We start from the raw sequence: 23142 nt of genomic DNA, 5'->3' as shown, positions 1-23142 counted from the left end.
CGAATAACTGTGATGGGGCGCCGCGCGCCCCGTTTGCCAAAGGATTATGCATGTTACAACCCGATCGCCTTCCCGCTGACGTGCAGCGCCCCGGTTACGACCCCAGCCAGCTGAAAACCCGCATGGTGCACATCGGTTTTGGTGCCTTTCACCGCGCGCATCAGGCGCTGGCCACGGACCAACTGGCGCAGCACGGCAGCGACTGGGGCTACTGCGAAGTGAATCTCAACAGCGGTGCGCTGATCGCCGCCCTGCGCCAGCAGGATTTGCTGTACAGCGTGACCGAAATGGCCGACGACAGCCTGCACACGCGCATCGTTGGCGTGATTACCGAGGCGCTGCACGCGAAAAGTGACGGCATTGAGGCGGTGATTGAAGCGATGAGCCAGCCGGAAATCGCTATCGTGTCGATGACGGTCACGGAAAAAGGCTACTGTTCACTGCCGTCGAGTGGCCAGCTCAATCTGGCGCATCCGGACATCGTGCACGATGTGGCGCATCCTGACGCGCCGCGCTCGCTGCCCGGCGTGATCCTGGCGGCGATTGAACGCCGTCGCCAGCGCCATCTGCCGCCGTTTAGCGTGATGTCGTGTGACAACATGCCGGAGAACGGCCAGGTGACGCGCACCGTGATTACCCAACTGGCGCAACACCGCAGCCCGGCGCTGGCGGATTACATTCAGACCCACCTCACCTTTCCCTCCACCATGGTGGATCGCATCGTGCCGGCGATGACCGATGAGGCTTTCGCCACGCTGGAAGCGCGGCTGGGCAGTCGCGATCCGGTGGCGGTGGAAGCCGAACCTTTTTTCCAGTGGGTGATTGAAGATAACTTCGTCAGCGGCCGCCCGGCGTGGGAACAGGCCGGTGCGGAGCTGGTGCGTGATGTGCTGCCGTACGAAGAGATGAAGCTGCGCATGCTCAACGGCAGCCACTCGTTCCTGGCTTATCTCGGTTACCTGGCCGGTTATCAACACATCAGTGATTGCATGGCCGACGCCCATTTTCGTCAGGCGGCGCGCGCGCTGATGCTGCAGGATCAGGCACCCACGCTGCGCACGCAGGATGTCGATTTGGTGGCCTATGCCGACGCGCTGATCGCCCGTTACGAAAACCGGGCGATTAAACATCGCACTTATCAAATCGCCACCGACGGTACGCAGAAGCTGCCGCAGCGCCTGCTGGATAGCGTGCGCTGGCATCTGCGCAACGGAACGGCCTGTGATTATCTGCTGCTGGGCGTGGCGGGCTGGATGCGCTATATCAGCGGCGTTGATGAGCAGGGTGCGGCGATTGAGATTCGCGATCCGCTCAGCGCGCAGCTGGCCAGTATTGTTGCCAATAGCGAGGATGGCCCGCAGCGCGTTGAGGCCTTACTGCGCCTGCAGGCGGTGTTCGGCGATGATTTACGTTATCAATCCGCCTTCGTTACGCGGCTCACTGAGCTGTACCAGCAGCTGCGGCTACACGGCGCGCGCGCCACGGTGCAGGCGCTGGTCACAGAAGGCTACGCCGCCAGCACAAATGTGTAGCGCAGACGCAGCGTGCTGATTAGACTGACGCTTTCTCATCGGGCTGGCGGCGGCCAGCCGTAATACGGATATTGCTGCATGTCGATTGCCTATACCATAACCACCAGCGAACCGGTAAATCAGCAGATTTATCGCTATCTGCGGAAGGATATCGTGACCTGCGTGATCCATCCGGGCTCGCTGCTGTCGGAGAAAGAAGTGTCGGCGCGCTTTAACGTGTCGCGGCAGCCGGTGCGGGAAGCCTTTATCAAGCTGGCGGAAGCCGGCCTGGTGCAGGTCCTGCCACAACGCGGCACCTTCGTGCGTAAAATCTCCGCCCAGCGCGTGGCCGACGGCCGTTTCATCCGTGAAGCGGTGGAGATCGCCGTGGTTCGCCGCGCCGCGCTGGAGATCGGCGCCACCGGACTGATGGCGCTGGAACATAACCTGCAGCTGCAGCGTCTGGCAGCGGAGCGCCACGACAGCCAGGCGTTTCTGGCGCTCGACGATGAGTTTCACCGTTTGATTGCCGAAGGGATTGACTGCCTGCTGGCGTGGGAGACGGTGGAGAACATTAAGGCAACGATGGACCGCGTGCGCTTTCTGACGCTGAGCGAAGTGTCGCCGCCGGAGAGCCTGATTCAGCAGCATGAAGAGATTTTTGCCGCGCTGAAAGCGAAGGATGCCGATGCGGCTGAGAAGGCGATGCGGCGTCATCTGCAGGAGATGATTCTGACCATTACGCCGATTGCCGAGCGCAACAGCGAATGGTTTGAAGGGCCGTAGTGTTGTTCGGTGAGCTTGCGGTGCGGTGCGGTTTGATACGATGCGGTGTGATGCCCTCACCCCGGCCCTCTCCCACCGGGAGAGGGAGCTGTTCCAGTAGCTGTCAGAGAATTAACGCATTAAAAAACCGCACATCACAGTCCCCTCTCCCGCCAGCGGGAGAGGGTTAGGGTGAGGGGAAAAACGCACCTCACACCCTCAGGCAATCGTCACATCTTTCGCCAGATACACATCCTGCACCGCATTAATCAGCGCCACGCCCTCTTTCAGCGACTTCTTAAACGCCTTGCGCCCCAGAATCAGCCCCATGCCGCCGGCGCGTTTATTGATCACCGCCGTACGCACCGACTCCGCCACATCGGTCGCACCGGCTGAAGCACCGCCGGAGTTAATCAGCCCGGCACGACCCATGTAGCAGTTGGCCAGCTGGTAGCGCACCAGATCGATCGGATTCTCACTGGTCAGCTTGCTGTACACGCGCTCATCGGTGTGGCCAAACTTCACCGCGTTATAACCGCCGTTATTCTCCGCCATTTTCTGCTTCACAATGTCGGCACCAATGGTGGCCGCCAGATGGTTAGCCTGACCGGTTAAATCGGCGCTGGCGTGATAATCCACCCCATCCTTCTTGAAATCGTTGTTGCGCAGATAAGCCCACAGCACCGTCACCATGCCCAGCTCGTGCGCACGCTCGAAGGCCGCCGCGATCTCCTCGATCTGCCGCCGTGACTGTTCGGAACCGAAATAGATCGTGGCACCGACCGCAATTGCCCCCATGTTGAACGCCTGTTCGACGCTGGCGTACAGCGTCTGGTCATACTGCGTGGGATAGCTCAGCGTTTCGTTATGGTTTAGCTTGACCATAAACGGGATGCGGTGCGCGTAGCGACGTGACACCGATGCCAGCACGCCATAGGTTGACGCCACACAGTTACAGCCAGCTTCAATCGCCAGCTCGACGATATGCTTAGGGTCGAAATAGGCCGGATTGGCGGCGAACGAGGCGCCCGCAGAGTGCTCCACGCCCTGATCCACCGGCAGAATCGACAGATAGCCGGTACCCGCCAGACGGCCGGTGTTGTAGAGCGTCTGCATATTGCGCAGTACCGCAGGAGAACGATTGTTATCAATCATCACGCGATCGACATAATCCGCGCCCGGCAAATAGAGGCTGTCCGCTGGAATGGTCATGCAGCGATGTTGAAGAAGCGCATCCGCTTCTTTACCCAGTAACTGTACGATGTCCGTCATGTTCGCTCCTGAAAAATGGCTGGATAGCAACCGGCACCTGCCGAATTGCCCCCACAGCCTGGACCGAAACGCGCCAGGCTGGCAAATTGCTGACTCCATTTTTCAGACGGATACGCAGTGAAAAAACGGCAATCTGGCGTTACGCCCTACCACCACTGATGGAAATGATGCACCGGCCCAATGCCGTGGCCGACCTCCAGCGAATCGGCGTGCAGCAGCGCCTGCTGCAGCCAGGCCTTGGCCTCCGCTACGGTGCCCGCCCAGTCCGCATGGCGGGGTCGCAATGCCGCCAGCGCCGCCGACAGCGTGCAGCCGGTGCCGTGCGTATGACGGGTGTTAACGCGCGGTGCGGTAAAGCGCTGGCGGCCGGCGCGGGTGATCAGCCAGTCCGGGCTCTCTGCATCGCTGAGATGACCGCCCTTCATCAGCACCGCTTCGCAGCCCAGTTCCAGCAGCGCATCGCCCTGCTCCAGCATCGTCGCCTCGTCCTGCGCCATGCTGCAGCCCAGCAGCGCCGCGGCTTCCGGCAGGTTGGGCGTGATCAGTGATACCTGCGGCAACAGCCGTTCACGAATGCTGTCTACCGCATCAGGCGACAGCAGCGCATCGCCGCTTTTGGCAATCATCACCGTATCCAGCACCACAAACGGCAGGCTGGCGCGTTTCAGCTTCTCTGCCACCACCTCGACAATCGCCGTCTCTGCCAGCATGCCGATTTTCGCGGCGTCAATGCGCACGTCGTCCAGCACCGAGTCGAGCTGCGCTGCAACAAATGCCGGTTCGATGCGATACACCGACTGCACGCCGCGGGTGTTCTGTGCCACCAGCGCGGTAATCACGCTGGTACCGTACGCGCCGAGCGCGGAAAAGGCTTTCAGATCGGCCTGGATACCCGCGCCGCCGCTGGGATCGGTGCCGGCAATGGTCAATGCGTTGATGCGTTTCATGCTGCCACCTCCAGCGTCCACAGCGCATCCACAAAGGCGGCGACGAAGCTGCCCGGCCCTGCCACGCTCCGCGCGGCCTGTTCTCCGGCCAGCGACATCAGGCGGCACGCCGCTGCCACGTGCTGGAGGCGCTCGCCCGGCAGGTTGCTGCACGCCGCGACTACCGCCGACAACGCACAACCGGTGCCGACCACACGCGTCATCAGCGGGCTGCCGCCGGCAATCGCCAGCGTCTGGCGGCCATCGGTGACGTAATCAACTTCGCCGGTTACCGCAACGATAGTGGTGCAGCGTTGCGCCAGCTGCTGCGCGGCACTCAGTGCGGCATCGGCCTGATGCACGCTATCCACGCCGCGTCCGCCCGTGGCCTGCTGGGCTAAAGCGAGAATTTCTGAAGCATTACCGCGAATGGCCGCCGGTTGCAGGCTCAGCAGCTGCTGACAGAATTCCGTGCGCAGGGTTAGCGCGCCTACCGCCACCGGATCGAGCGTCCACGGTGTGCCGGCCTGGTTAGCGGCCTGTACCGCCGCCAGCATCGCATCGCGGCGCTCGCGGGTTAAGGTACCGACGTTGATCAGCAGCGCATCGGCGAAACCGGCAAACTGCGCCGCTTCATCGCCATCAATCACCATCGCGGGTGAAGCCTGCAGCGCCAGCAGCACGTTGGCGGTAAAAGTTTGCACCACGTCGTTGGTCATACAGTGCACCAGCGGTGCCTGCTGCCGCAGCAGTTGCAGAGAGTGCGCGAGTTGCGCCGGGGAAAGAGGGTCAGGCTGTGTCATAAGGCTCCCAACCGGCAATCAGGAAGGCGAATGCGGTCAGGCATCTGACTTCCCTACGCTGGCATTATCCAGATCAGGTATTACGGGTATTTCTCAGCCTTCACAAAGAAGGGCACCCCGAGTCATGGCACGTCAAATGTGCCGACGACAGAATAGTCGCTGTCAGCAGGCTTGTAAATCCTGCGCCTGAACGGCAGCACAACGGCACATTGATCCACATCAAAATCAATATGCTCTCTTTCAACGATAGAAATAATTAAAAACGGCATAGGTCAATTACGAAAAAATAACGAAAACATCCATCCTGAAGAATCACCCGCCATTTCAGCTAATAAACCAGTTAATGTGTATAAACCTGCATCAGCTTGATAAATATCAAGCCAAACATTTAACAGACAAGGCTTAATCCCCTTCCGGACTTGCCTACTCACGCCCAAATCCGGAATCAACAATGAATTTATTTAGCTTTATTCCACACGCTCACCACTGGCACATCATTGATATTTGCCGTAAAGGCGCCCGTTCTCCCGCCGGCCGCACCCAACTTTCTACCTATGTTGAAGCACAGTGCCGGCGCTGCGGCGTAACGCTACATAAAATCTATTACCGCGATATCAGCGATGCCGAAGCGAAGCGCTGGCTTGGCTAATAGGTAAGCCACTAACGTCTCTGCATTTATTAATGCCCTGCTTATCGCCATAAAACGGTTAAGTGAACAGAATGGGTGATGTTACCGCTAAAGCCTGTTCCGGCAATACAGTTAAGCGTGAAGTAACAGTACCTCTGGTGTTAGTGGCGGTATGGCTTGTGCGTTACGATGAAGTTGCTGGATATGAACTGCTATTAGCGCCAGTTTCCCAACGCTTTACCATCGCTTTCCCACTTTAATGCAGGTCAGTTATGTAAGCAGCGGGATAAACCCGTGTAGGCGGGCAGGCAGCTTTTTCTATCGCTTTTACCGTCAGATCACGCAGTTTAAAAACAACACCTCATGATTTTATTAGCGCGACCAGAGCGCTTTCAAAAGCCGTAAACTTCGAGGCATCACGAAACACTGTTAATCATTAAGAGAAATCAGGGTTTTTCATCAATCAGACAAGGCGCCACTAGCATGAATACTTATTATCAGACTGGTGAACTTCGCTCTACGCTAGAATTTTCTCATGAGCTCTTCGTCACTTTTTAAACCTAATTTACGCAGTGCCGTTTGCTTCTGACCACTGATGGTTTTAATGCTGCGATGAGATTTTTTTGCTATCTGCGTCACGCTCATGCCCTGCAATAAACACCGCACAACTTCCTGCTCTTTAGGCGATAAGACCGAAAGGTCTGATGTCTGTTGCGGGCTATTGGTGCGGAGCGGTTGCAACGATAGCGTAATATCGCCATTGAGCAATTGGGTTAGCTGTAGCGCCATTTCCGGTAGCAGATAAATCTGCCCACTGGCGACAATTCTGACCGCCTCAATCAATTCACCTGGCGCCATATTTTTGCCACTAAAACCCTTCGCACCGCTGTTCAATGTCAATAAGGCTGCGGCGCTGTTATAGAGCTCTGATACCACCAGCACTGGCAGATCGGGAAATTGCCGCTGCAGAGTCCGTAGCAGGCTGTTGCCGTCGATGTCGTCAGCGGCCAGCACATAATCCATAATTAATACGTCCACCTCTGTGACCTGGAGTTCAGCCAGCAACGCACGGCTATGGCTGAAACGCCCAACAACGTGACAGTCCTGCGCTTTATCAATCAGGGCGCACATGCCATGGAGCGTCATAGGGTGATCATCAATAATGGCAATGCGAACGGCATGCACCGCGCTCATACTCATTTATCATTCCTCGGCAAAAACTCAGGCAGAACAGGCCTGAGGGTGAGTGTGAAAATTATCCCAGGGTGTTGTTCTGACAGCTCAGGTCGCCAATCATCAGAGTGTCATTCTCACGTTTATGCTGTTGCGGATTGAGTTTGACCGTACACAGTTTTTTGTCACGGTCATGAATCACCAACTCCGGTGTATGCTCATGCATGTCGGTAACAAAGAAGCCATCGCTTTCAGAAATCCCCTGCCCGGCATGATTCACCAGCCTGGCACCGGCGATCGGCTGTCCTGTACGATCCACCACGCGCCCAATCACCGTCACCGTTTTCATGACACGGACTTTACTGTGGGCGACACCGCCCTGATTCAGATGATAGGGCAACTCCGCCGGCCAGATTTTTAACGGTGGCGCATCCGTCCCTTCAAAATCGATTTGCAGCTGTCCCGATTTATAAGCGCTGGCAGGAATAAAATTACGCCCGGCTTTCAGCGTGCCACCACCACCCTGGCTATCCCACGTTTTCAGGCGCACGCCGGGATCGTCGCTTTCGACATCCACAATAATGCCCGTTTTACTGCTGTAGGCCTGCGGGCTATGGCTGAGCGAAACCTGGCCTCCACCAACGGCCAGCGTATTGCTCATGTTGAGGCCGCCATTGATGGCTTTCCCCTGTGATGAGTAGTTGGCATAGGCGGTACCGCTGGCGTAGCGGTCTTCAAAGCTGGTGAAGAGATTACTGCTCAGCCCGTATTTATCCCCCGTTACGCCCGCACTGACACTGTTAAACGCGCTATTTTCCAGCGTCTGATTCACGCTGGCTGAAGCGAACAGATCGCGCCCACCCTTATTATCATTACGGCTGCCCAGGCTGGCGCTCACGCTACGTTGACTTGCGCCCAGCGAGAATGACAGGTTGAGATTAGCACCGCGGTTGCGCTGCAGGCCACGCTGCGCATAAGGACGATCAAACGCATTAAGGCTCAGGGTAATCGGCGTCTCTTTGACTGTCATGCGCGTGCGCCACGTGGCATCCGCGCCAAAACCGCTTTCGCGACTATTATGGGTTGTGCGCAGCGAAAGCGCGTCACCATTACCAAGACGATGATTCAGCGTGGCACTGCTGTTTTTCTGCCTGCTGGCGGAGTAGTGGCTGCGACTCTGTTGATACCAGCTCTGACCATGGCTCAGCATCAGGCTGGTTTGCGGGCGTAACGTCCAGTTTAATTGCGTGTCGTAGCGTGAGCCCCACGCATCACTGCTGCCTACGCTGCCGTAAAATTGTACCCTGTCAGCAGCCTGCACATCGGCAGAAAAGCCATACTGATTGCCCTGCGTCGCATGCTGCACCGCGGCGCCGAGGATCACTTTGGGATGTGCCATAAAGTTAACGCTGGCCCCGGCTGCAGGCTCACTCTGACTGGATTTATTGCGGGTATTCCCCAGTTGCTGCTCAACACCGGTATACATCGAATATTGCCAGCGCTGTTGCGGATTGTTCCAGTTCGCCGGCTTATAGATGGTTTCTTCCACGCGACTGATTTCCCGTCCCGCTTCAACCAGGCGAACTTCAACATCATAAATCCCGCCCGGCAAAATAGTCGTATCCAGCGATTGCAAGCCTGGCGCAACCGGCTGGCTGTTGATCAGCACGCCATCGCGATAAATCTCAGCGATGGAATCACGGTTAGCCGTCACCATCACCGGATAGAGGCTGGGCTGCGCCGAACGGATGAGCAATGTATCTGACGTTGCCAGCATCGCACCGGCTACCGTTTGCACACTGTTGCCGCCCGGCAGATTGGGCTGGCGCAGAATGCCGTGGCTATCAGGGGCGAATAGTCCTGCACGGACGGCTGTGCCCGGCAATTCACGTTGTACGTAGAGCGCACTGACACGTGCATCGGTGCGGCTGTTTTCGATGTCGCTGCGGCTTAACTGACTCGCTGCGACGCCGGTCAGGTTACCGAGGCTGGTTTCCAGATTCAGGTTTTGTGAGCCTGACCACGGTTGCTGTTCTCCACCAACCAGATTGAGCTGATTGCGCAGAATCAATCCGCTGCTGCCACCTTCCGGCAGGGCGATATGTTGCGGTTTAACTTTCTGGCCATGGCCGTCAGTGGTGGCGATGGACAGAGTGGTATTGACCAGATTGTAATGGAGGCCCACCAGTCCCTGCGGACATTGCTGGTCACAATGACCTAAAGGTGCAGGCTTGCTCAACATCTGTGCCCAGCGACTGCGCGTGGCAGGAGGCAGTTTACTCTCCTGTGACTGGACAAAATTAATTAGCTGCACCGTTTTACTGCGTGATAACAAAATCATGGCGTCACCGAGGTATTGACCATCAAGTTCCACTCGCGTCATCAACGGTGCATTAAAGAAATGGGTGGTGAAATCGTCAGGCAGATTTTCCGCCTGAGAAACCAAATCTTCCATAGGCACCGCCATGGCCGGCATTGACATTAGCGTTAACGCAATGGCGGCAGCGAGGCGATTAATTGAAGGTAACGTCATGAGTTTGTCCGCTTAAAAAAAGGACGCTAGCGCGTCCTTATCCTGTCGAAAACAGTGGGTAACCGTTAAACCGTTAAATCGAAATCAAACATCATTTTTACGGTGCCTTTGTATTCGCCTGCGTCCGGGATTGTAGCTGGCGTCGTTTGACTCACTACCAGCGGTAAAATCTGCTCCGTCTTCGTTACGTCATCAACGATGGTGACGGCTGCGGCCTGGGTCGCTGGGAGCGACTGACCAGCGATCGACACGGTCAGCGGGATCTCCTGAGTGGGATCCGTGGTGTGCACCAGCACGGCAGCGCCATCCAGGTAAGCTTTAACTGAATCCACATTGTTCATCGCAACCAGATTGGTTCGCAGCTGCTCGAGTGTCTGGCTGCGAGCATCCCAGTTCATGACCTGCTCTGTGGTGCCAAAGGCTGGGTTTTCGAACTGAACGTAGTAACGTTCAGTCGGAATATCCGCCTTGAGGTCAAAAGTCAGACTGGTAGAGTCATCCGCCATCACCGCCGTACTGGTGGCCAGCAACACAGCGAATAAGGTTTTGGTAGCAAATTTCATTTTATAGCCTCGTTAAGATTTAAGAATTACCCAAAGGATTTCGGGGATTTTTTGTTTCCTTCCAGCAAGGTAAATTGCCAGCTTTTTTTTGCGATTTTCCTGAGTTGTATTTTTTTCCCAGGTAACACAATGGATGAACTGCTCTCCGCACACTTGTTGTTCGCGCATTGCCTGAGACCATCCAATATGATACTGCTATTACCATTATTAACGATGGTGATATCACCACCGTTATCATTAATTACGGTGTTGAATATAACGTTTTTAGGCCTGACAATAGTCATTGTGCCATACCCGGTGAGAATATTGATCCCCACGTTAAGCTTATTATTATACTGCTCGAATTCTTTTTTAGTTTGACCGAATTCGTATTGGTCTTTAGGCATTACCGGAATATAGCGAACGCGATAGTAACGCTCTTTATCTCGATTGCCAGTAACCAATAGCCTGGATGGCTGCATACCTTTTGCCGGAACGATCATTCTGGCGGGCGTCACGATTAAACCATCAATATTAGCGCTGGAGGCGGCATTTGCATCGATGCGCTTTTCAGTTTTCCTGCCGCTGGCATCCCAGCTCACTTCACTCACTTCGGTTTTAATAAATGCAGTATTGTCACCATTATTACTTATACGCTTTAAATAAGTACTTTTATCGCCTTCGATGAAATCATACATCTGACCCACCGATATTTGAGGGATAGCACAGGCGGCAAAACTACTGGCAGCCAGCGCTGTCGCTAATAACGTTTTTAACATGATTATCCTTAAGTGATGAGCACCGCCAGAAAACCGTTATCCCTGTCAGGCAGCACTGATTCAACGGGGACAAATATCGCCTGGTTTGACCATTAAGAACTATGAGAGCACTCTTGGTTTTCAAACATGATCAATCAAGTCTTTTATATCAATCAGTTAACAGAACCCCATGAAAATTTATCAGGTATGACTTAATTGTTCAGGTCTCATGACATAAGAGTGATTGAGAGTGCTCCTGTAGTGTCGTCGCGTCGATTCAGGAGAGGATAATCACACTCAACTGGCCTATTCATTGCGGACATCTCTATGCACATAAAACATCGTTTAATCTGGGTGCTTAACTCGCTGGTGTTGATTTTTTTTATCATGACTTCACAAGCCGCCACGGTGGAAATAAGCGCCGAATTTAAACCCTCAGCAGCAGAGCCTGACAAAAATTCATTTACCGATACGACAGTGCACAGTGGTTTTTGTAAGACATATCCAACAGCCTGCCCGGCTGGCACCTTTTCAATCATGACTGATTTAAGCGTAGAAAATAAAACATTGAGTCATTCAAGCCCTGATAATCGTGACCATACTTATCAAAAAGCGAACTCCAGATGGCAATATGTCATGCTCACGGATCACGAGACCGGCAAAAGTATTGTCGTGCAATTTCGCATCGTGCTGCTAGCACAACGCTACGCCAGGACAAGGAACAGTTTTAACAGTTCTGACTTTAATCTGGCCGGGCGCGCACCAGAAGGCGGCTGTACCGGCACAACGGCTTACATGACCTCGCAAAATTATGAATTTGCATGGCTACATCCGGCAGAAATATCAACATGTTATAAAACCGTGAAAAACATAGATTACAATGACGTTAAAATAGAGCGAATTTCGGTTGGTTATGAAATGAAAAGCTTAAGTCCTTTAACCATGCCCAATGGCAGTTTTAAAGGCGGTTATGGTTATACCGTTGGTAAGGGGATGGATATTGATTTTGGTGAGGGAACCTATAGTGATGATACGCTTCAGGTGAATATTTCTGCCGAAATCCAGCATGATTTTAAAGTATCCATTCAGGGCAGTAATAGCGTCGAATTATCGCCGCCGGGTGGCTGGCGTTCCTGGTCGGCAAGTAATAACGCACAATTCCGCCTGGAGGGCACTGGCCAGGTCAATATGACGGCATCTTCTCCTGTCAGCATTACGGCGTATTGTACTCATGAGCAGTTAAAAAGCTGCGCCCTTAAACGAGAAGGGGGAGATGAAACCGTGGCCGTTGATATTGATTTCAGCATGCCCGGGATGCATGAACGGAAATCGAAGGAGCCCGTGACCCGCATTGCGATACCCATTACGACTCCCACAACGCCAGGGCTCATACTGGTACCGGACAGTTACGTGAATGGCGCAATTGGGCAAGTCAATTTTAGCGTGAATGAAATAGAGAGTTTGAAGATGGCAAAACACTTAGGTTCGACATGGAAAGGATCCGCCACGCTGGTGTTTGACGCCGACCTGCCTTTCTCTCCGGATGCTGCAGGAGGGCGTAAATGATGAACAGAGAGTCACTCGACGCCTCATGCGCGAGTAACCATCAACCGTTGTTACTCTTGATCCGCCCATCAATGCATATCGATATAGCATGTTGTTCTTGCTGTCGCGCGGCGCAGCATGCGTGGCATGAAGACGGCTTGCGCGGTGGCATTGTCAGCACCGATGATCTTGCTGGCGCCGCCAGCAATGAGCTACTCTCAAAGACGCTAAAAAATCTTCGCTACGTTATGGCCGCCGCACCACGGCAAATCAGCAGAAGCTCGCTTTTAGTGTGCCAAAAACTCTCTGCTATCACTCTGGAAAGCGCGATACGCTTTCAGCCTGACATGTTACCCGACGTGCTGCGCGAATGGATTGTGATGGCGTTGCAACCGCAATTAAAACAGCAGAGAATATCGTCACAACTCTTACTGTGTTTACTCAATCCCGCACCGCTGATCACGCATTATCGCTACTGGCGCTGCGCGAGGCAGCAGCAGGTGCTGGCGTGTGAACCTGCCTGTAAAAATACCCTGATTACAACCCGGCATTTAAGCAACAGCCGCCTGGAAATGCTCGGAAATTTCCGCCTGTTACAGGAGATGGTACAACAGAAAATGCATCTCATCGCGCCGCTATCCCTGAGCGTCAGTTTGTCCTGGCTGGATCAGCAGGATTTACCCGCCCTCCTGTTGCAGCTGTTTTCTTTCACCCGGCCACCCGTACGACTCTATTTATATATCGATGAAATCAGTGACGGCAGGTTGACTGAGCAGTTACTGGAAAATATGCATGAATTAAAACAGCATGGGGTCTGTTTTGTCCTGAATGGTGAAGCAGATTGCAGACATCTTCAGCGGTTATACCTGCTGTGTGACGGCGTGCGTTATCAGATGCAGCAACTTAGTGAGCAAGAAGATGTGCAGAAACGACTATTACAGCACCAGCGAGAAAATAAGTTTGTTCAAATCGCGGGCATATCTTTTGCGGAGCAGGAGTTAAAAGCGTATCAATCTGGCGGTGTTCAGTTACTGATGAGTGAGTAAAGTGCCATCATCCAGCGCATCCCTTTCTGGTATTCAAACCTTACTCAGGTCACGCTATTAACGTAAGTATGAGGGCACTCACTCTGTCACAATTATAATTCATGCATATTGAGCTGGAAAATATCACGCTCTTGCTTAAGACCTAATTTGCGCATGGCCGTGCGCTTCTGAGTGCTAATGGTTTTCACACTGCGATTCACACGCGCTGCCGTTTGCGTTACGCTCAGTCCCGCATGCAAATATTCCAGCACGGTTTTTTCCTTCGCCGAAAGACGTGATGGTAAGCGGGTGATCTCTGACTCCGGCAGGCCTTTTTTTTCAGGAACGTCAATTGACTCACCATCCCGCCTTCTGCGTATGCGATGCAAACCCAGAATAAAACTTTCCGGTGGTAACGTTTTGCAGAAGTAACCGGCAATCATTGACGAGCACCGCTCAGCGACTTGGCGATGTAGCTCGTTATCGCCCATTAGCATCAGGGCGCTATGCGGCTGCTGTTGATGCAAGCGCTCGACTAAGGTGCGAACATTTGTTTCGCCCAGCGGACGTGAGCAGTCGAGCAATAAAATATCGGCAGAGCCAATACTCAACGCAAAGAATAACTCAACGCTGGTCCGGCACACATCGACCACATTTAACTTTGGATCCTGATTAATTACCGCTTTCAGCCCAGCCGAAAATAGCGGATGGTCATCGAGAATCATGACACTCTTATTCATCTTAATTTACCTCTCTGCTCATTCTGTCGCTGACAAACTTACAAATTTAATTAATAAAGGTGAGAAAATCGCTCTGGAACAGCACAGGATCTGACCTTCATATCAGATACCCCTGCCAGCTTTATAATGAAAATCAGTGTTGTGCCTGGTGGAATTAATGTCCCAACGCCTTCATCACCAAATGCCCGCTCAGCAGGGTGTATAATTTCCAGCTCACTGCCCACTTTTTGCTGACTGATAATTTTGCTGACTGTGGGTAATAGCGTATCGACTTTTACTCGCTGAAATTCATTGTTCTCACCGCTGTAATCTAATAACGCACCAACTGCCAGCCTGCCGGTAATCAGCCTGTCCATCCTACTGTCAGCTCTTCCTCCCCGAGTATGATCCGCTGATCAAAGGCATCTTTAATGCCGGCAAACACCCTCGGCCGATCCGGCGCTATGCCTACATCCCTGCTGAGCACGAGCGCCGGGCTTTTACCCCTTCACCCGCCTGCCGGGCACCCGCTAAATGACATTGCGCCAGTGCATGGCGTGGCGTTGCGCCTGCCTGTCACCTTGTCCGGCATCGCACTGTGTTTGCTGAATTTGCTGCAGGAATTCGCTGGGCAAAACGGGCAGTGTGTTAACCGGAGCAACAACATGTTGCAGCGCCGCGACCTCGCTTTGACACCGTGCCAGCGTGGCCGGAACATACGCCTTTTCCTCTGACGCAGCAGTGAGTGGCTTAGGGATGGGTGAGGCACAGCTCACCAGTAACGCCAGACTCCAGGCGAGCGCGAGCCGTCTGCCTATGGCAGATAACGACATCATCAATTTCATTCCGGTTATTATGTGGAAGTAGAAACAAAGGAGCTGTAGGCTTAAATGATCCATCTTTGTTTCGCTAATTATCTTAAGTATGATGAGAGAATGAAAACACGAGAGCACTCTCAAATAGCTGGCGAAACACGAGTTTTGCTGCACTAACACGCTTGCGGGCAGTAGAATTCTGCGTGCCCGCTGAGTGCCCGATGTAGAGAAAGCTGCACGTTGATTTTGAATTAACGTACACTGATTCTCATGCCTGATTGATTAATAAGAGTGGTTTGCGATGAAGGTTTATAACCGGAAAAAAATCTCTATTGCCCTGCTGGACGATCACTTTTTGGTATTGCGTGGATTGAGCGATGTATTGAAGGAGAACGCGGATTTCACCATCACCGGGAGTTTTACCAACAGCGACCAATTCCTCAAACATCTCAAAACCACGCCCGTTGATGTGGTGGTCGTCGATTACTCGCTATCACCCGCCGATATCGATGGGCTGAATCTGATTAAGCTGATCATGCGCCACCATAGCAATATCGCTATTTTGGTGGTGTCAGCGCATTACAATCCGGCAACCGTAGCACTGGCACTGCGTGGCGGCGCGAAGGGCTTTATAGGTAAAAATCGCCCTTCTGAAGAGCTGCAGAAGGCGATACTGGAATTGAGTGAAGGTCGCATTTATCTCGAACCAGAAATGACGCAACGCCTGGCGGAACAGCAGCATAGCGGCGAGACGCTGCTGAGTGGCAATCTCAGCGAAGAGAATGTGCAAACCGCTCTGTCATTAAAAAGCCTGTCACCAAAAGAACAGGAAGTGATTCGCTGTTTCCTTACCGGTATGACCGTCACCGAAATTGCTGATAAATTTTCCCGCAGCCTGAAAACCGTGAGTGGACAAAAGCAGAGCGCATTGCGCAAGCTGGGGCTGAAAGCCGACCACGAGCTGTTTATCATTAAGGATGAGCTGCTGAAAGACAGCGCCTGAATTTCTCAATCCATTCTTGTCCCTGTTGCGCGCTGGGAATATTGGCAGCGCGCAGTTGTTGCTCCAGTGCCGCAGCACACCCGGCTAAAGCTGGCAGTTGACAGACGCGCGCCGCGCCATGTAAACGATGAACGTAATGCAGCATCAAGCGCGCATCCTGCTGCGCCAGCGCTGTCGCAAACCCCGCGATGTCCTGCAACAATAGCGAATGGGCATCGCTGTCTGGCCCCCTCTCCACTTCAACGGGTGCCAGCGTGCTTTCCACCCGGCACCAGCGTGCCAGCATCGCCGACAAACACGGCAGCAGTAGCGGTTTTGTCAGCCAGGCCTGCATGCCGCTGTCCGAACATAGCTGCTGATGCTCTGCGCCGTTGAGTGCTGAAATTGCCACAATCGGTGTGCTTTTCTGCCCCTGTTCACTTTCAAAAGCGCGCACCCGCCGTGCGACCTCATAACCATCAATATCAGGCAAGTTGCAGTCGAGCAGGATCACATCGTAATAATTTTCATCCCTCAGCAGCGCCAGCGCCTGCGCACCATCGGCGGCGATATCGTAATGGCAGTTGAGGGCAGCCAGCTGTGCCGCCAGCATCGCCTGGTTTGCCGGATGATCTTCCACAATCAGAATACTGGTGCCAGTCACAAAGCGTTGCAGCGTCGAGGGCTCAGACGCCCTTTTTTCCGGGGCTTCGCAGAAAATTACCGGTAATTCAACCTGGAAGGTCGCGCCCTCGCCTGGCTGGCTGCAGCAGCTCAGGCGACCACCGGCTAAACTAACCAATTCACGGCAGATATATAATCCCAGACCGCTACCGCTGTAACGCCGGGTAGCAGCATTGTCTGCCTGCGTCCAGGCATCAAACAAGGTGCGTTGTGCATCCAGCGGGATACCAATGCCGGTATCACTCACGGTGATACATAATCCTTCGGTTTCGGCAAAAGGCTGGCGCTTGATTTCCAGCGAAATCGCGCCGTGCTCGGTAAATTTGATCGCATTGGCCAACAGGTTATTGATGACCTGGCGTAAACGCCAGGCGTCGGCGACGACCCACTGCGACTCCAGTATGCTATCCAGTGAGACAATCAGCACCAGCTCTTTTTCAGCAGCCACCGGACGCTGCACGGCAACTAAATCATCGACTAATTGCGCCAGTGAGAAACACTGTTTTTCCAGCTTAAGCTGACGATGAGACAACTTACTGTGGTCAAGGATATCATTGAGTAATCCCAGCAAATGCCGGGAAGAGCTGTGTGCCAGGGCAATATATTCTTTGCGCTGCGCGGGCTCGCACGGCATACGCAAAAGTTCCAGCGCGGCTATCATGGCGTTCATCGGCGTACGAATTTCGTGACTCATCATGGCGAGGAACTGACTCATATTAGCTTCGCTGGCTATAGCACGGCGACGATGCCACAGCGCGCGCCATAACGCCCAAATCATCATGCCTAACAGCACGGCAATCAGCGTGAGCTCCAGCGGATATAACGCGAAAATCATCCCGGCAGTGAGCTGACCAATTTTAAGATCGCCCAGCCACTGGCTAAACAGCGCATCGGTGCGGCTGGCGGGCATGGCAGCCAGCGCCTTGTCGATAATGGTTTTTAATAGGGGTAATTCCGGCGTGACGGCCATGTGCAACCCCGCCACCAGCGACGGAAGTTGTCCGGCGACCACCAGTTTATTGCCAAAGCTGCGATACAGCAGCGGACGCATCAGCAAATCAGGTCCGATCGCCGCCTCCGCTTCACCGTCAAGCACACTGTGCAGTAACGATGACATATCGGGATACGGCTGTAACTGGATTTGCGGAGCATGCTGGCGCAGCCAGTGTTCATAATCGCTATTGGCACGTACCGCGACGCGTTTTCCGTGCAACTGTTCCAGCGTGCGAATGCTGCTGGCCTCATGACGTGTCACCACCAGCGCGTTGGTGGTAATCCAGCGCTGGCTAAACAACCACTGCGCACGCCAGGAATCCGTCATCAGCGAGGGTGCCAGGTTGGTTATCAGCTGGGCGGGCGCGGCTTGCGACGCCAGTACGAAGCGTAACCCGGTCATGCTTTCAATGTGATCGAGATAGGCGCGGCTCAAACCAAAATGTTTATCCCGATCAAGAAAATCCAGCGGCCAATCCTGCTGCACGCTGTAATTAATTTCCGGATGCTGCGCTATCCAGGCATGTTCTTCATCGCTGAACAGCGACATAGCCTGAACATGAATGCTCAGCACGCTAACCGCCACAACGATAAGGAATTTTATCAGTCTGCCCCGCATACCTGTTCTCTCAATCCTGCGGCCACACCGGATGCGCGGCCGGATACATCAGTGGATGATTGAACAAAAAAACATCACTATGCAACTACGAGAGCACTCTCAAAACCTTATTATTTACAAGGATTAGGCGGGGAGGTAAGCGTTATTAGCTGCTGTTGCCACTGCGCTGCCTGCCATTGTTCGGCAGGCAGATCCGCGCGTAAACTGGCTTCCAGCGTTGCTGCAAATTCAGCCAGCGCATGCAGTTGATACATCAGCGCGACACCTTTGATACGATGGATGTGATGCACCATGTAGCGCGTTTGCTGCTGCGCGGTGGCGGCAGCAAATGCCTGCACATCCTGCTGCAATGATTGCCAGATATCGTCTGCTATCTCCGTCGCTGGCGCATCATCCGACGTGGTGATTCCGGCTGGCTGACACCATTTTTTCAGCTCAGCGGCCAGCTCTCGCAGGCGAATCGGTTTGGATAACACGCCATCCATGCCACTTTCCCGACAGTGGGCAAAATGGCTGGCGGACTGGAGTGCCGAAATGGCGATAATCACCGTCCGGTCACGTTGTTGCTGTTGTTCCAGCTGACGGATCTGCCGGGCAACCGTGTAACCATCCATGCCAGGCAGACCACAATCCAGCAAGATGATATCGTAATAGTTTTCTTCTTCGAACAGTTGCAGGGCCTTTTCTCCGTCTTCTGCCAGTTCGAAATGGCAGGCCAGCCGTGTAAGTTGCTCGGCCAGCAGTTGTCGGTTTGCCATGTGATCCTCGACGACCAGTATCGAACAATGCTGGGCGAAATCAGGCAATGTCAGTCGATGCGGATTTTCCTGTTCATTACCCTTTGGCACCCGCTGCAATGGCAGGGAGATCATGACCTGCGTGCCCTGTCCCGCTTCACTGCTGAGTTGCATCGTCCCCTGCATTTGCGTGACAAGGGAGCGACAAATATATAAACCCAGGCCACTGCCGCCTGCCTGATGTTCGCCTTGCTGCCACGCTTGCATCAGCTTGTTTTGTAGCGCTGGCGCAATTCCCACACCGCTGTCCTGAACCAGGATAGACAGCCGCCCGTTGCGATCGTCAATGCGTAACATAACGCCGCCGCGCTCGGTGAATTTGATGGCATTAGAGATCAGGTTATTGACGATCTGCCGCAGGCGATGTGCATCAATCAGTGCCCACTGATGCGTGTCGCTGCGTACATCCTCAAAGCTCAACGTTAAACTTTTGCGCTGCGCTGCCGGACGCTGGCTATCAATGACGGCTTCCAGCAAGGGGCCAATCGCTACCGGTTCAGGATTTAGCGCAAGGCGGTTTTGATTGATTTTTTCATGATCGAGCACGCTATTGAGCAGCTCCAGCAAATCCTGTGAAGAGGAGTAGGCAAGGTCAATATACTGCTGACGTTTAGCGCTACCGGTGCTCTGCTGCAGCAATTCCAGCGCGGCGATAATGGCATTCATCGGCGTCCGCACTTCGTGACTCATGATGGCGAGAAACTGACTCTTGTGCCGTTCGCTGCGAATCGCGCGTCGGCGTGATACCCAGGCAAAGCGCATCGCCGCCAGCAATAATACCAGCAGAACACCAATTACCATCAATGGATAACGGTATTGCCACAGCACAAACAGCAGCGTGGGGGTGCCAATATCGACAACACTGACCCAGTGTGCGAACAGACGTTCGGCATCGCGCGCGCTGATGTTGGCCATCACGCTGTTAAGAATATCGCGCAGTTGCGGGTAAGCGGGATCGACGCCCATATTGACGCCGCTCACCATCTCCGGAATTTGCGCCACAATGCCGAGCTGATTGATGTAATGCCGCTGTAAAATCGGCAACACCACCATGCCCGAAGCAATGGCCGCGACATTTTCACCCTCTTCCACCGATTGCAACGCGCTGCGCACATCGGCTTTCACCACCACCTGAATGGCCGGATAATTGCGCCGTATCCACGGTGCGAATTCACTGTCTGCGGCCACCGCAATACGCTTGCCTTGCATCTGACTGAGCGTGCGCAACTGCACCTGATCTTTGGTGGCGACAATGATCGGCATGGTGTTAATCCATGGGAAAGTCAGTAACCAGCGCTGGCGCTGCTCATCGCTTAGCAAATTGCCAATAACGGCGCTGTTCATCATCGGTGGATGGGGTTGGTTTGACCCCGGTGGCACATAAACAAAGGTGATACCGGTGCGCCGCGACACTTCGTCCAGCACTTCACGACTCAACCCTGTATGCTTGCCGTCACGCACCGATTCCTGTGGCCACTGACTGTTTACGGTGTAATAAACACGTGGATGGGCAGTAATCCACGCCTGCTCCGCCGGGGAAAAGCGCTGTTGCGCCAGGCTGGGTAGCATCACGCTTGCCAGTACCATCATCAGCAGTAGCCGCACATAGCGCATTCGCTTTCCTTGTTAATGAATGAACAGCGTCTCACTTAATCAGACAATTTTAGTCAGGCAAAGCAAAATGTGAGCAAAAAAAAAGCCCCGCAACACAGGTTGCGGGGCGCTTGCGTGGCTATCGCAAAACTTATTCAGCCGGTTTGGTGCGGATCAGGTAATCAAACGCGCTCAGTGACGCTTTGGCCCCTTCCCCGCTGGCAATGATGATCTGCTTGTACGGCACGGTGGTGCAGTCGCCGGCGGCGAATACGCCTTTCAGGCTGGTTTCACCTTTGGCGTCGATCAGGATCTCGCCCATGCGGTTGCGCTCGACTGCGCCTTCCAGCCAGTTGGTGTTGGGCAGCAGACCAATCTGTACGAAGATACCGCTCAGCGCCAGTTCGTGGCTGGTCTGGTTATTTCGGTCGATGTAGGTCAGACCGGTAACTTTGCTGCCGTCGCCTTTCACTTCGGTGGTCTGCGCGTTCAGGATTACATCCACGTTTTTCAGGCTGCGCAGTTTATCCTGCAGCACTTTATCGGCGCGCATTTCGCTGGCGAATTCCAGCAGCGTAACGTGCTCAACGATACCGGCCAGGTCGATGGCCGCTTCAACACCGGAGTTACCGCCGCCGATCACCGCCGTGCGTTTGCCTTTAAACAGCGGGCCGTCACAGTGCGGGCAGTAGGTCACACCTTTGGTGCGATACTGCTCTTCGCCCGGAACGCCCATGTTGCGCCAGCGTGCGCCGGTAGCAATGATGATGCTGCGTGATTTCAGCACCGCGCCGGACGCGGTTTCGATGGCGTGCAGGCCGCCTTCTTTCGCTGCCGGAATCAGCTTGATGGCGCTCTGAGTGTCAATCACATCAACGTCATAGTCATCAACGTGCGCACGCAGGGAACCGGCGAGCTTGGCTCCTTCGGTTTTTGGCACGGAGATGTAGTTTTCAATGTCAACGGTGTCCAGTACCTGGCCGCCAAAGCGCTCGCCCATCAGGCCGGTGCGAATACCTTTACGCGCCGAGTAGATGGCCGCCGCAGCGCCCGCCGGGCCGCTGCCGACGATCAGCACTTCATACGCATCACGTTTGTTCAGCTCTTCAGCCGCACGTTTGTCCGCGTTGGTGTCAACCTTACCGACGATTTCTGCCAGGCTCATGCGACCCTGACCGAACTCTTTGCCGTTGAGGTAAACCGCCGGCACGCCCATCACGTTGCGCTCGGTGATTTCATTCTGGAACATGCCACCGTCAATGGCGGTGTGACGGATGCGCGGGTTGAGCACCGCCATCAGGTTCAGCGCCTGAACCACGTCCGGACAGTTGTGGCACGACAGAGAGTAATAGGTTTCGAAATGCAGGTCGCTGTCCAGCGCAACAACCTGATCCAGCAGGCTCTGCGCCTCTTTCGACGGATGCCCACCGGTCTGCAGCAGTGCCAGCACCAGTGAGGTAAATTCGTGGCCCATCGGCGAACCGGCAAAGCGCGGACCGCTGTGGCTGCCTGGGTTAGTAATCAGGAATGAGGGTTTACGTACCGGTTGATCGTTCTCTTCACGGAAGCTGACTTTATCAGACAGACTCGCGATATCGGTCAGCAGAGTACGGATCTCTGCGGATTTTGCGCCATCGTCCAGTGTGGCAATCAACTCAACCGGTTTCGTTAGTTTCTCAAGGTAAGCCTTGAGCTGGGTTTTTAAATTGGTGTCGAGCATAGTGAGTTCCTGTGAAGAAAATCGGGTGCCGCAGCACCCGATGGAAGAAAGATCAAAGGGCGTTGGTGACTTAGATTTTGCCAACCAGGTCCAGTGATGGAGCCAGCGTTGCGTCGCCTTCTTTCCATTTAGCCGGGCAAACTTCACCTGGGTGAGACGCCACGTACTGCGCTGCTTTCACTTTACGCAGCAGGTCAGACGCGTCACGGCCAATACCTTCTGCAGTGATTTCGATCGCCTGGATGATGCCTTCCGGGTCAACGATGAAGGTACCGCGGTCAGCCAGACCTTCTGCTTCACGCATGATTTCGAAGTTACGGGTCAGAGCACCGGTCGGGTCGCCGATCATCGCGTACTGGATTTTCGCGATGGTGTCTGAAGAACCGTGCCAGGCTTTGTGGGTAAAGTGCGTGTCAGTAGAAACGGAGTAGATGTCTACGCCCAGTTTCTGGAACTCTTCGTAGTGGTCTGCCACGTCACCCAGTTCAGTCGGGCATACAAAGGTGAAGTCAGCCGGGTAGAAGAAGAAAACACTCCATTTACCTTCAACGTCTTTCTCGGTTACATCGATGAATTCGCCGTTTTTGAACGCAGCGTTTTTGAACGGTTTGATTTTGGTGTTGATGATAGACATGGGTGACCTCCGTTAAAAAGATGTGATGCAGGCTACATAATTTTCGGGCCAACTTCTAATACGCAGACGTTATCAATCAGATAACCAAAAGCTATCAAAGCGCCG

Annotated in this window: 21 protein-coding genes and 1 riboswitch; of the genes, 7 read left to right on the top strand and 14 right to left on the bottom strand. The window is 54.1% G+C overall.

Features of this window, described 5'->3' with window-relative positions:
* The first annotated feature begins 50 nt into the window (after positions 1 to 50).
* Together MXF20_RS10800 and MXF20_RS10795 are read left to right on the top strand one after the other, a co-directional pair.
* Positions 51 to 1532 (top strand): mannitol dehydrogenase family protein, encoded by a 1482-nt coding sequence (locus MXF20_RS10800; RefSeq protein ID WP_325969268.1) that lies wholly within the window; start codon positions 51 to 53, stop codon positions 1530 to 1532.
* Positions 1533 to 1610: 78 nt separating this feature from the next.
* Positions 1611 to 2297, top strand: a complete 687-nt coding sequence (locus MXF20_RS10795; RefSeq protein WP_325969267.1) for a GntR family transcriptional regulator — start codon at positions 1611 to 1613, stop codon at positions 2295 to 2297.
* 198 nt (positions 2298 to 2495) lie between these two features.
* On the opposite strand, the gene fbaB is transcribed toward MXF20_RS10795, so the two are convergent.
* The 3 genes from fbaB to thiM all read right to left on the bottom strand — a co-directional run bounded on the left by fbaB (position 2496) and on the right by thiM (position 5277).
* Positions 2496 to 3548, bottom strand: a complete 1053-nt coding sequence (gene fbaB / locus MXF20_RS10790) for a class I fructose-bisphosphate aldolase (RefSeq protein WP_325969266.1) — start codon at positions 3546 to 3548, stop codon at positions 2496 to 2498.
* A gap of 146 nt (positions 3549 to 3694) precedes the next feature.
* Positions 3695 to 4495: a bifunctional hydroxymethylpyrimidine kinase/phosphomethylpyrimidine kinase gene (gene thiD, locus MXF20_RS10785; RefSeq protein WP_325969265.1), complete on the bottom strand. Its 801-nt coding sequence runs from the start codon at positions 4493 to 4495 to the stop codon at positions 3695 to 3697.
* Positions 4492 to 5277, bottom strand: coding sequence for a hydroxyethylthiazole kinase (gene thiM / locus MXF20_RS10780; protein WP_325969264.1), 786 nt, complete (start codon positions 5275 to 5277; stop codon positions 4492 to 4494). Before thiM ends, thiD begins: the two co-directional genes overlap by 4 nt.
* Positions 5278 to 5310: 33 nt before the next feature.
* A riboswitch (TPP riboswitch) is annotated at positions 5311 to 5407 on the bottom strand.
* Positions 5408 to 5728: 321 nt separating this feature from the next.
* Between thiM and MXF20_RS10775 the strand changes: the two genes are divergently transcribed.
* Together MXF20_RS10775 and MXF20_RS10770 are read left to right on the top strand one after the other, a co-directional pair.
* Positions 5729 to 5926: a hypothetical protein gene (locus MXF20_RS10775; RefSeq protein WP_325969263.1), complete on the top strand. Its 198-nt coding sequence runs from the start codon at positions 5729 to 5731 to the stop codon at positions 5924 to 5926.
* A gap of 71 nt (positions 5927 to 5997) precedes the next feature.
* Positions 5998 to 6165 (top strand): hypothetical protein, encoded by a 168-nt coding sequence (locus tag MXF20_RS10770; protein WP_325969261.1) that lies wholly within the window; start codon positions 5998 to 6000, stop codon positions 6163 to 6165.
* Between the two features lie 262 nt (positions 6166 to 6427).
* Here the strand turns inward: MXF20_RS10770 and MXF20_RS10765 are convergent, their stop codons facing one another.
* The 4 genes from MXF20_RS10765 to MXF20_RS10750 all read right to left on the bottom strand — a co-directional run bounded on the left by MXF20_RS10765 (position 6428) and on the right by MXF20_RS10750 (position 10932).
* Positions 6428 to 7105, bottom strand: coding sequence for a response regulator transcription factor (locus MXF20_RS10765; RefSeq protein WP_325969260.1), 678 nt, complete (start codon positions 7103 to 7105; stop codon positions 6428 to 6430).
* Positions 7106 to 7160: 55 nt separating this feature from the next.
* On the bottom strand, positions 7161 to 9611 hold the full coding sequence (locus MXF20_RS10760) for a CS1-pili formation C-terminal domain-containing protein (RefSeq protein WP_325969258.1): 2451 nt from the start codon (positions 9609 to 9611) through the stop codon (positions 7161 to 7163).
* Between the two features lie 65 nt (positions 9612 to 9676).
* On the bottom strand, positions 9677 to 10174 hold the full coding sequence (locus MXF20_RS10755; RefSeq protein WP_325969257.1) for a CS1 type fimbrial major subunit: 498 nt from the start codon (positions 10172 to 10174) through the stop codon (positions 9677 to 9679).
* 26 nt (positions 10175 to 10200) lie between these two features.
* Positions 10201 to 10932 carry a hypothetical protein gene (locus MXF20_RS10750; protein ID WP_325969255.1) on the bottom strand — a complete coding sequence of 244 codons (732 nt, stop codon included), beginning with the start codon at positions 10930 to 10932 and terminating at the stop codon, positions 10201 to 10203.
* 306 nt (positions 10933 to 11238) lie between these two features.
* On the opposite strand from MXF20_RS10750, the gene MXF20_RS10745 reads away from it, so the two are divergent.
* Both MXF20_RS10745 and MXF20_RS10740 read left to right on the top strand, forming a co-directional pair.
* Positions 11239 to 12477 carry a hypothetical protein gene (locus MXF20_RS10745; RefSeq protein ID WP_325969253.1) on the top strand — a complete coding sequence of 413 codons (1239 nt, stop codon included), beginning with the start codon at positions 11239 to 11241 and terminating at the stop codon, positions 12475 to 12477.
* The gene (locus MXF20_RS10740; protein WP_325969251.1) at positions 12474 to 13502 is read left to right on the top strand and encodes a hypothetical protein; all 1029 of its coding nucleotides are present in this window, start codon (positions 12474 to 12476) and stop codon (positions 13500 to 13502) included. The genes MXF20_RS10745 and MXF20_RS10740 overlap by 4 nt, the downstream gene beginning before the upstream one ends.
* A gap of 92 nt (positions 13503 to 13594) precedes the next feature.
* Here MXF20_RS10740 and MXF20_RS10735 read toward each other — a convergent pair whose 3' ends face one another.
* The 3 genes from MXF20_RS10735 to MXF20_RS10725 form a co-directional block, all read right to left on the bottom strand.
* Positions 13595 to 14221 carry a response regulator transcription factor gene (locus MXF20_RS10735; protein WP_325969249.1) on the bottom strand — a complete coding sequence of 209 codons (627 nt, stop codon included), beginning with the start codon at positions 14219 to 14221 and terminating at the stop codon, positions 13595 to 13597.
* 50 nt (positions 14222 to 14271) lie between these two features.
* Positions 14272 to 14577 carry an FKBP-type peptidyl-prolyl cis-trans isomerase gene (locus MXF20_RS10730; protein WP_325969248.1) on the bottom strand — a complete coding sequence of 102 codons (306 nt, stop codon included), beginning with the start codon at positions 14575 to 14577 and terminating at the stop codon, positions 14272 to 14274.
* 153 nt (positions 14578 to 14730) lie between these two features.
* Positions 14731 to 15036: a hypothetical protein gene (locus tag MXF20_RS10725; protein WP_325969246.1), complete on the bottom strand. Its 306-nt coding sequence runs from the start codon at positions 15034 to 15036 to the stop codon at positions 14731 to 14733.
* Between the two features lie 280 nt (positions 15037 to 15316).
* On the opposite strand from MXF20_RS10725, the gene MXF20_RS10720 reads away from it, so the two are divergent.
* Entirely contained in the window at positions 15317 to 16018 is a 702-nt protein-coding gene (locus MXF20_RS10720) for a response regulator transcription factor (protein ID WP_325969245.1), read from the top strand.
* On the opposite strand, the gene MXF20_RS10715 is transcribed toward MXF20_RS10720, so the two are convergent.
* From MXF20_RS10715 to ahpC, 4 genes are all read right to left on the bottom strand, one after another.
* Positions 15987 to 18248 carry an ATP-binding protein gene (locus tag MXF20_RS10715; protein ID WP_325969244.1) on the bottom strand — a complete coding sequence of 754 codons (2262 nt, stop codon included), beginning with the start codon at positions 18246 to 18248 and terminating at the stop codon, positions 15987 to 15989. The two genes, MXF20_RS10720 and MXF20_RS10715, sit on opposite strands and share 32 nt — an antisense overlap.
* 155 nt (positions 18249 to 18403) lie before the next feature.
* Complete coding sequence (locus MXF20_RS10710; RefSeq protein WP_325969243.1) at positions 18404 to 20704, bottom strand: ATP-binding protein; 2301 nt, start codon at positions 20702 to 20704, stop codon at positions 18404 to 18406.
* Positions 20705 to 20834: 130 nt separating this feature from the next.
* A complete protein-coding gene (ahpF, locus tag MXF20_RS10705; protein WP_058769944.1) occupies positions 20835 to 22403 on the bottom strand; it encodes an alkyl hydroperoxide reductase subunit F in 1569 nt (522 codons plus the stop codon).
* A 70-nt stretch (positions 22404 to 22473) separates the two neighbouring features.
* On the bottom strand, positions 22474 to 23037 hold the full coding sequence (gene ahpC / locus MXF20_RS10700) for an alkyl hydroperoxide reductase subunit C (RefSeq protein ID WP_010617942.1): 564 nt from the start codon (positions 23035 to 23037) through the stop codon (positions 22474 to 22476).
* Positions 23038 to 23142: the final 105 nt, after the last annotated feature.

It is taken from the genome of Pantoea dispersa (assembly GCF_035783935.1).
In the GTDB taxonomy this organism is placed as follows: Bacteria; Pseudomonadota; Gammaproteobacteria; order Enterobacterales; family Enterobacteriaceae; genus Pantoea; species Pantoea dispersa_C.
This window is presented reverse-complemented; position numbering and strand designations above follow the sequence as displayed.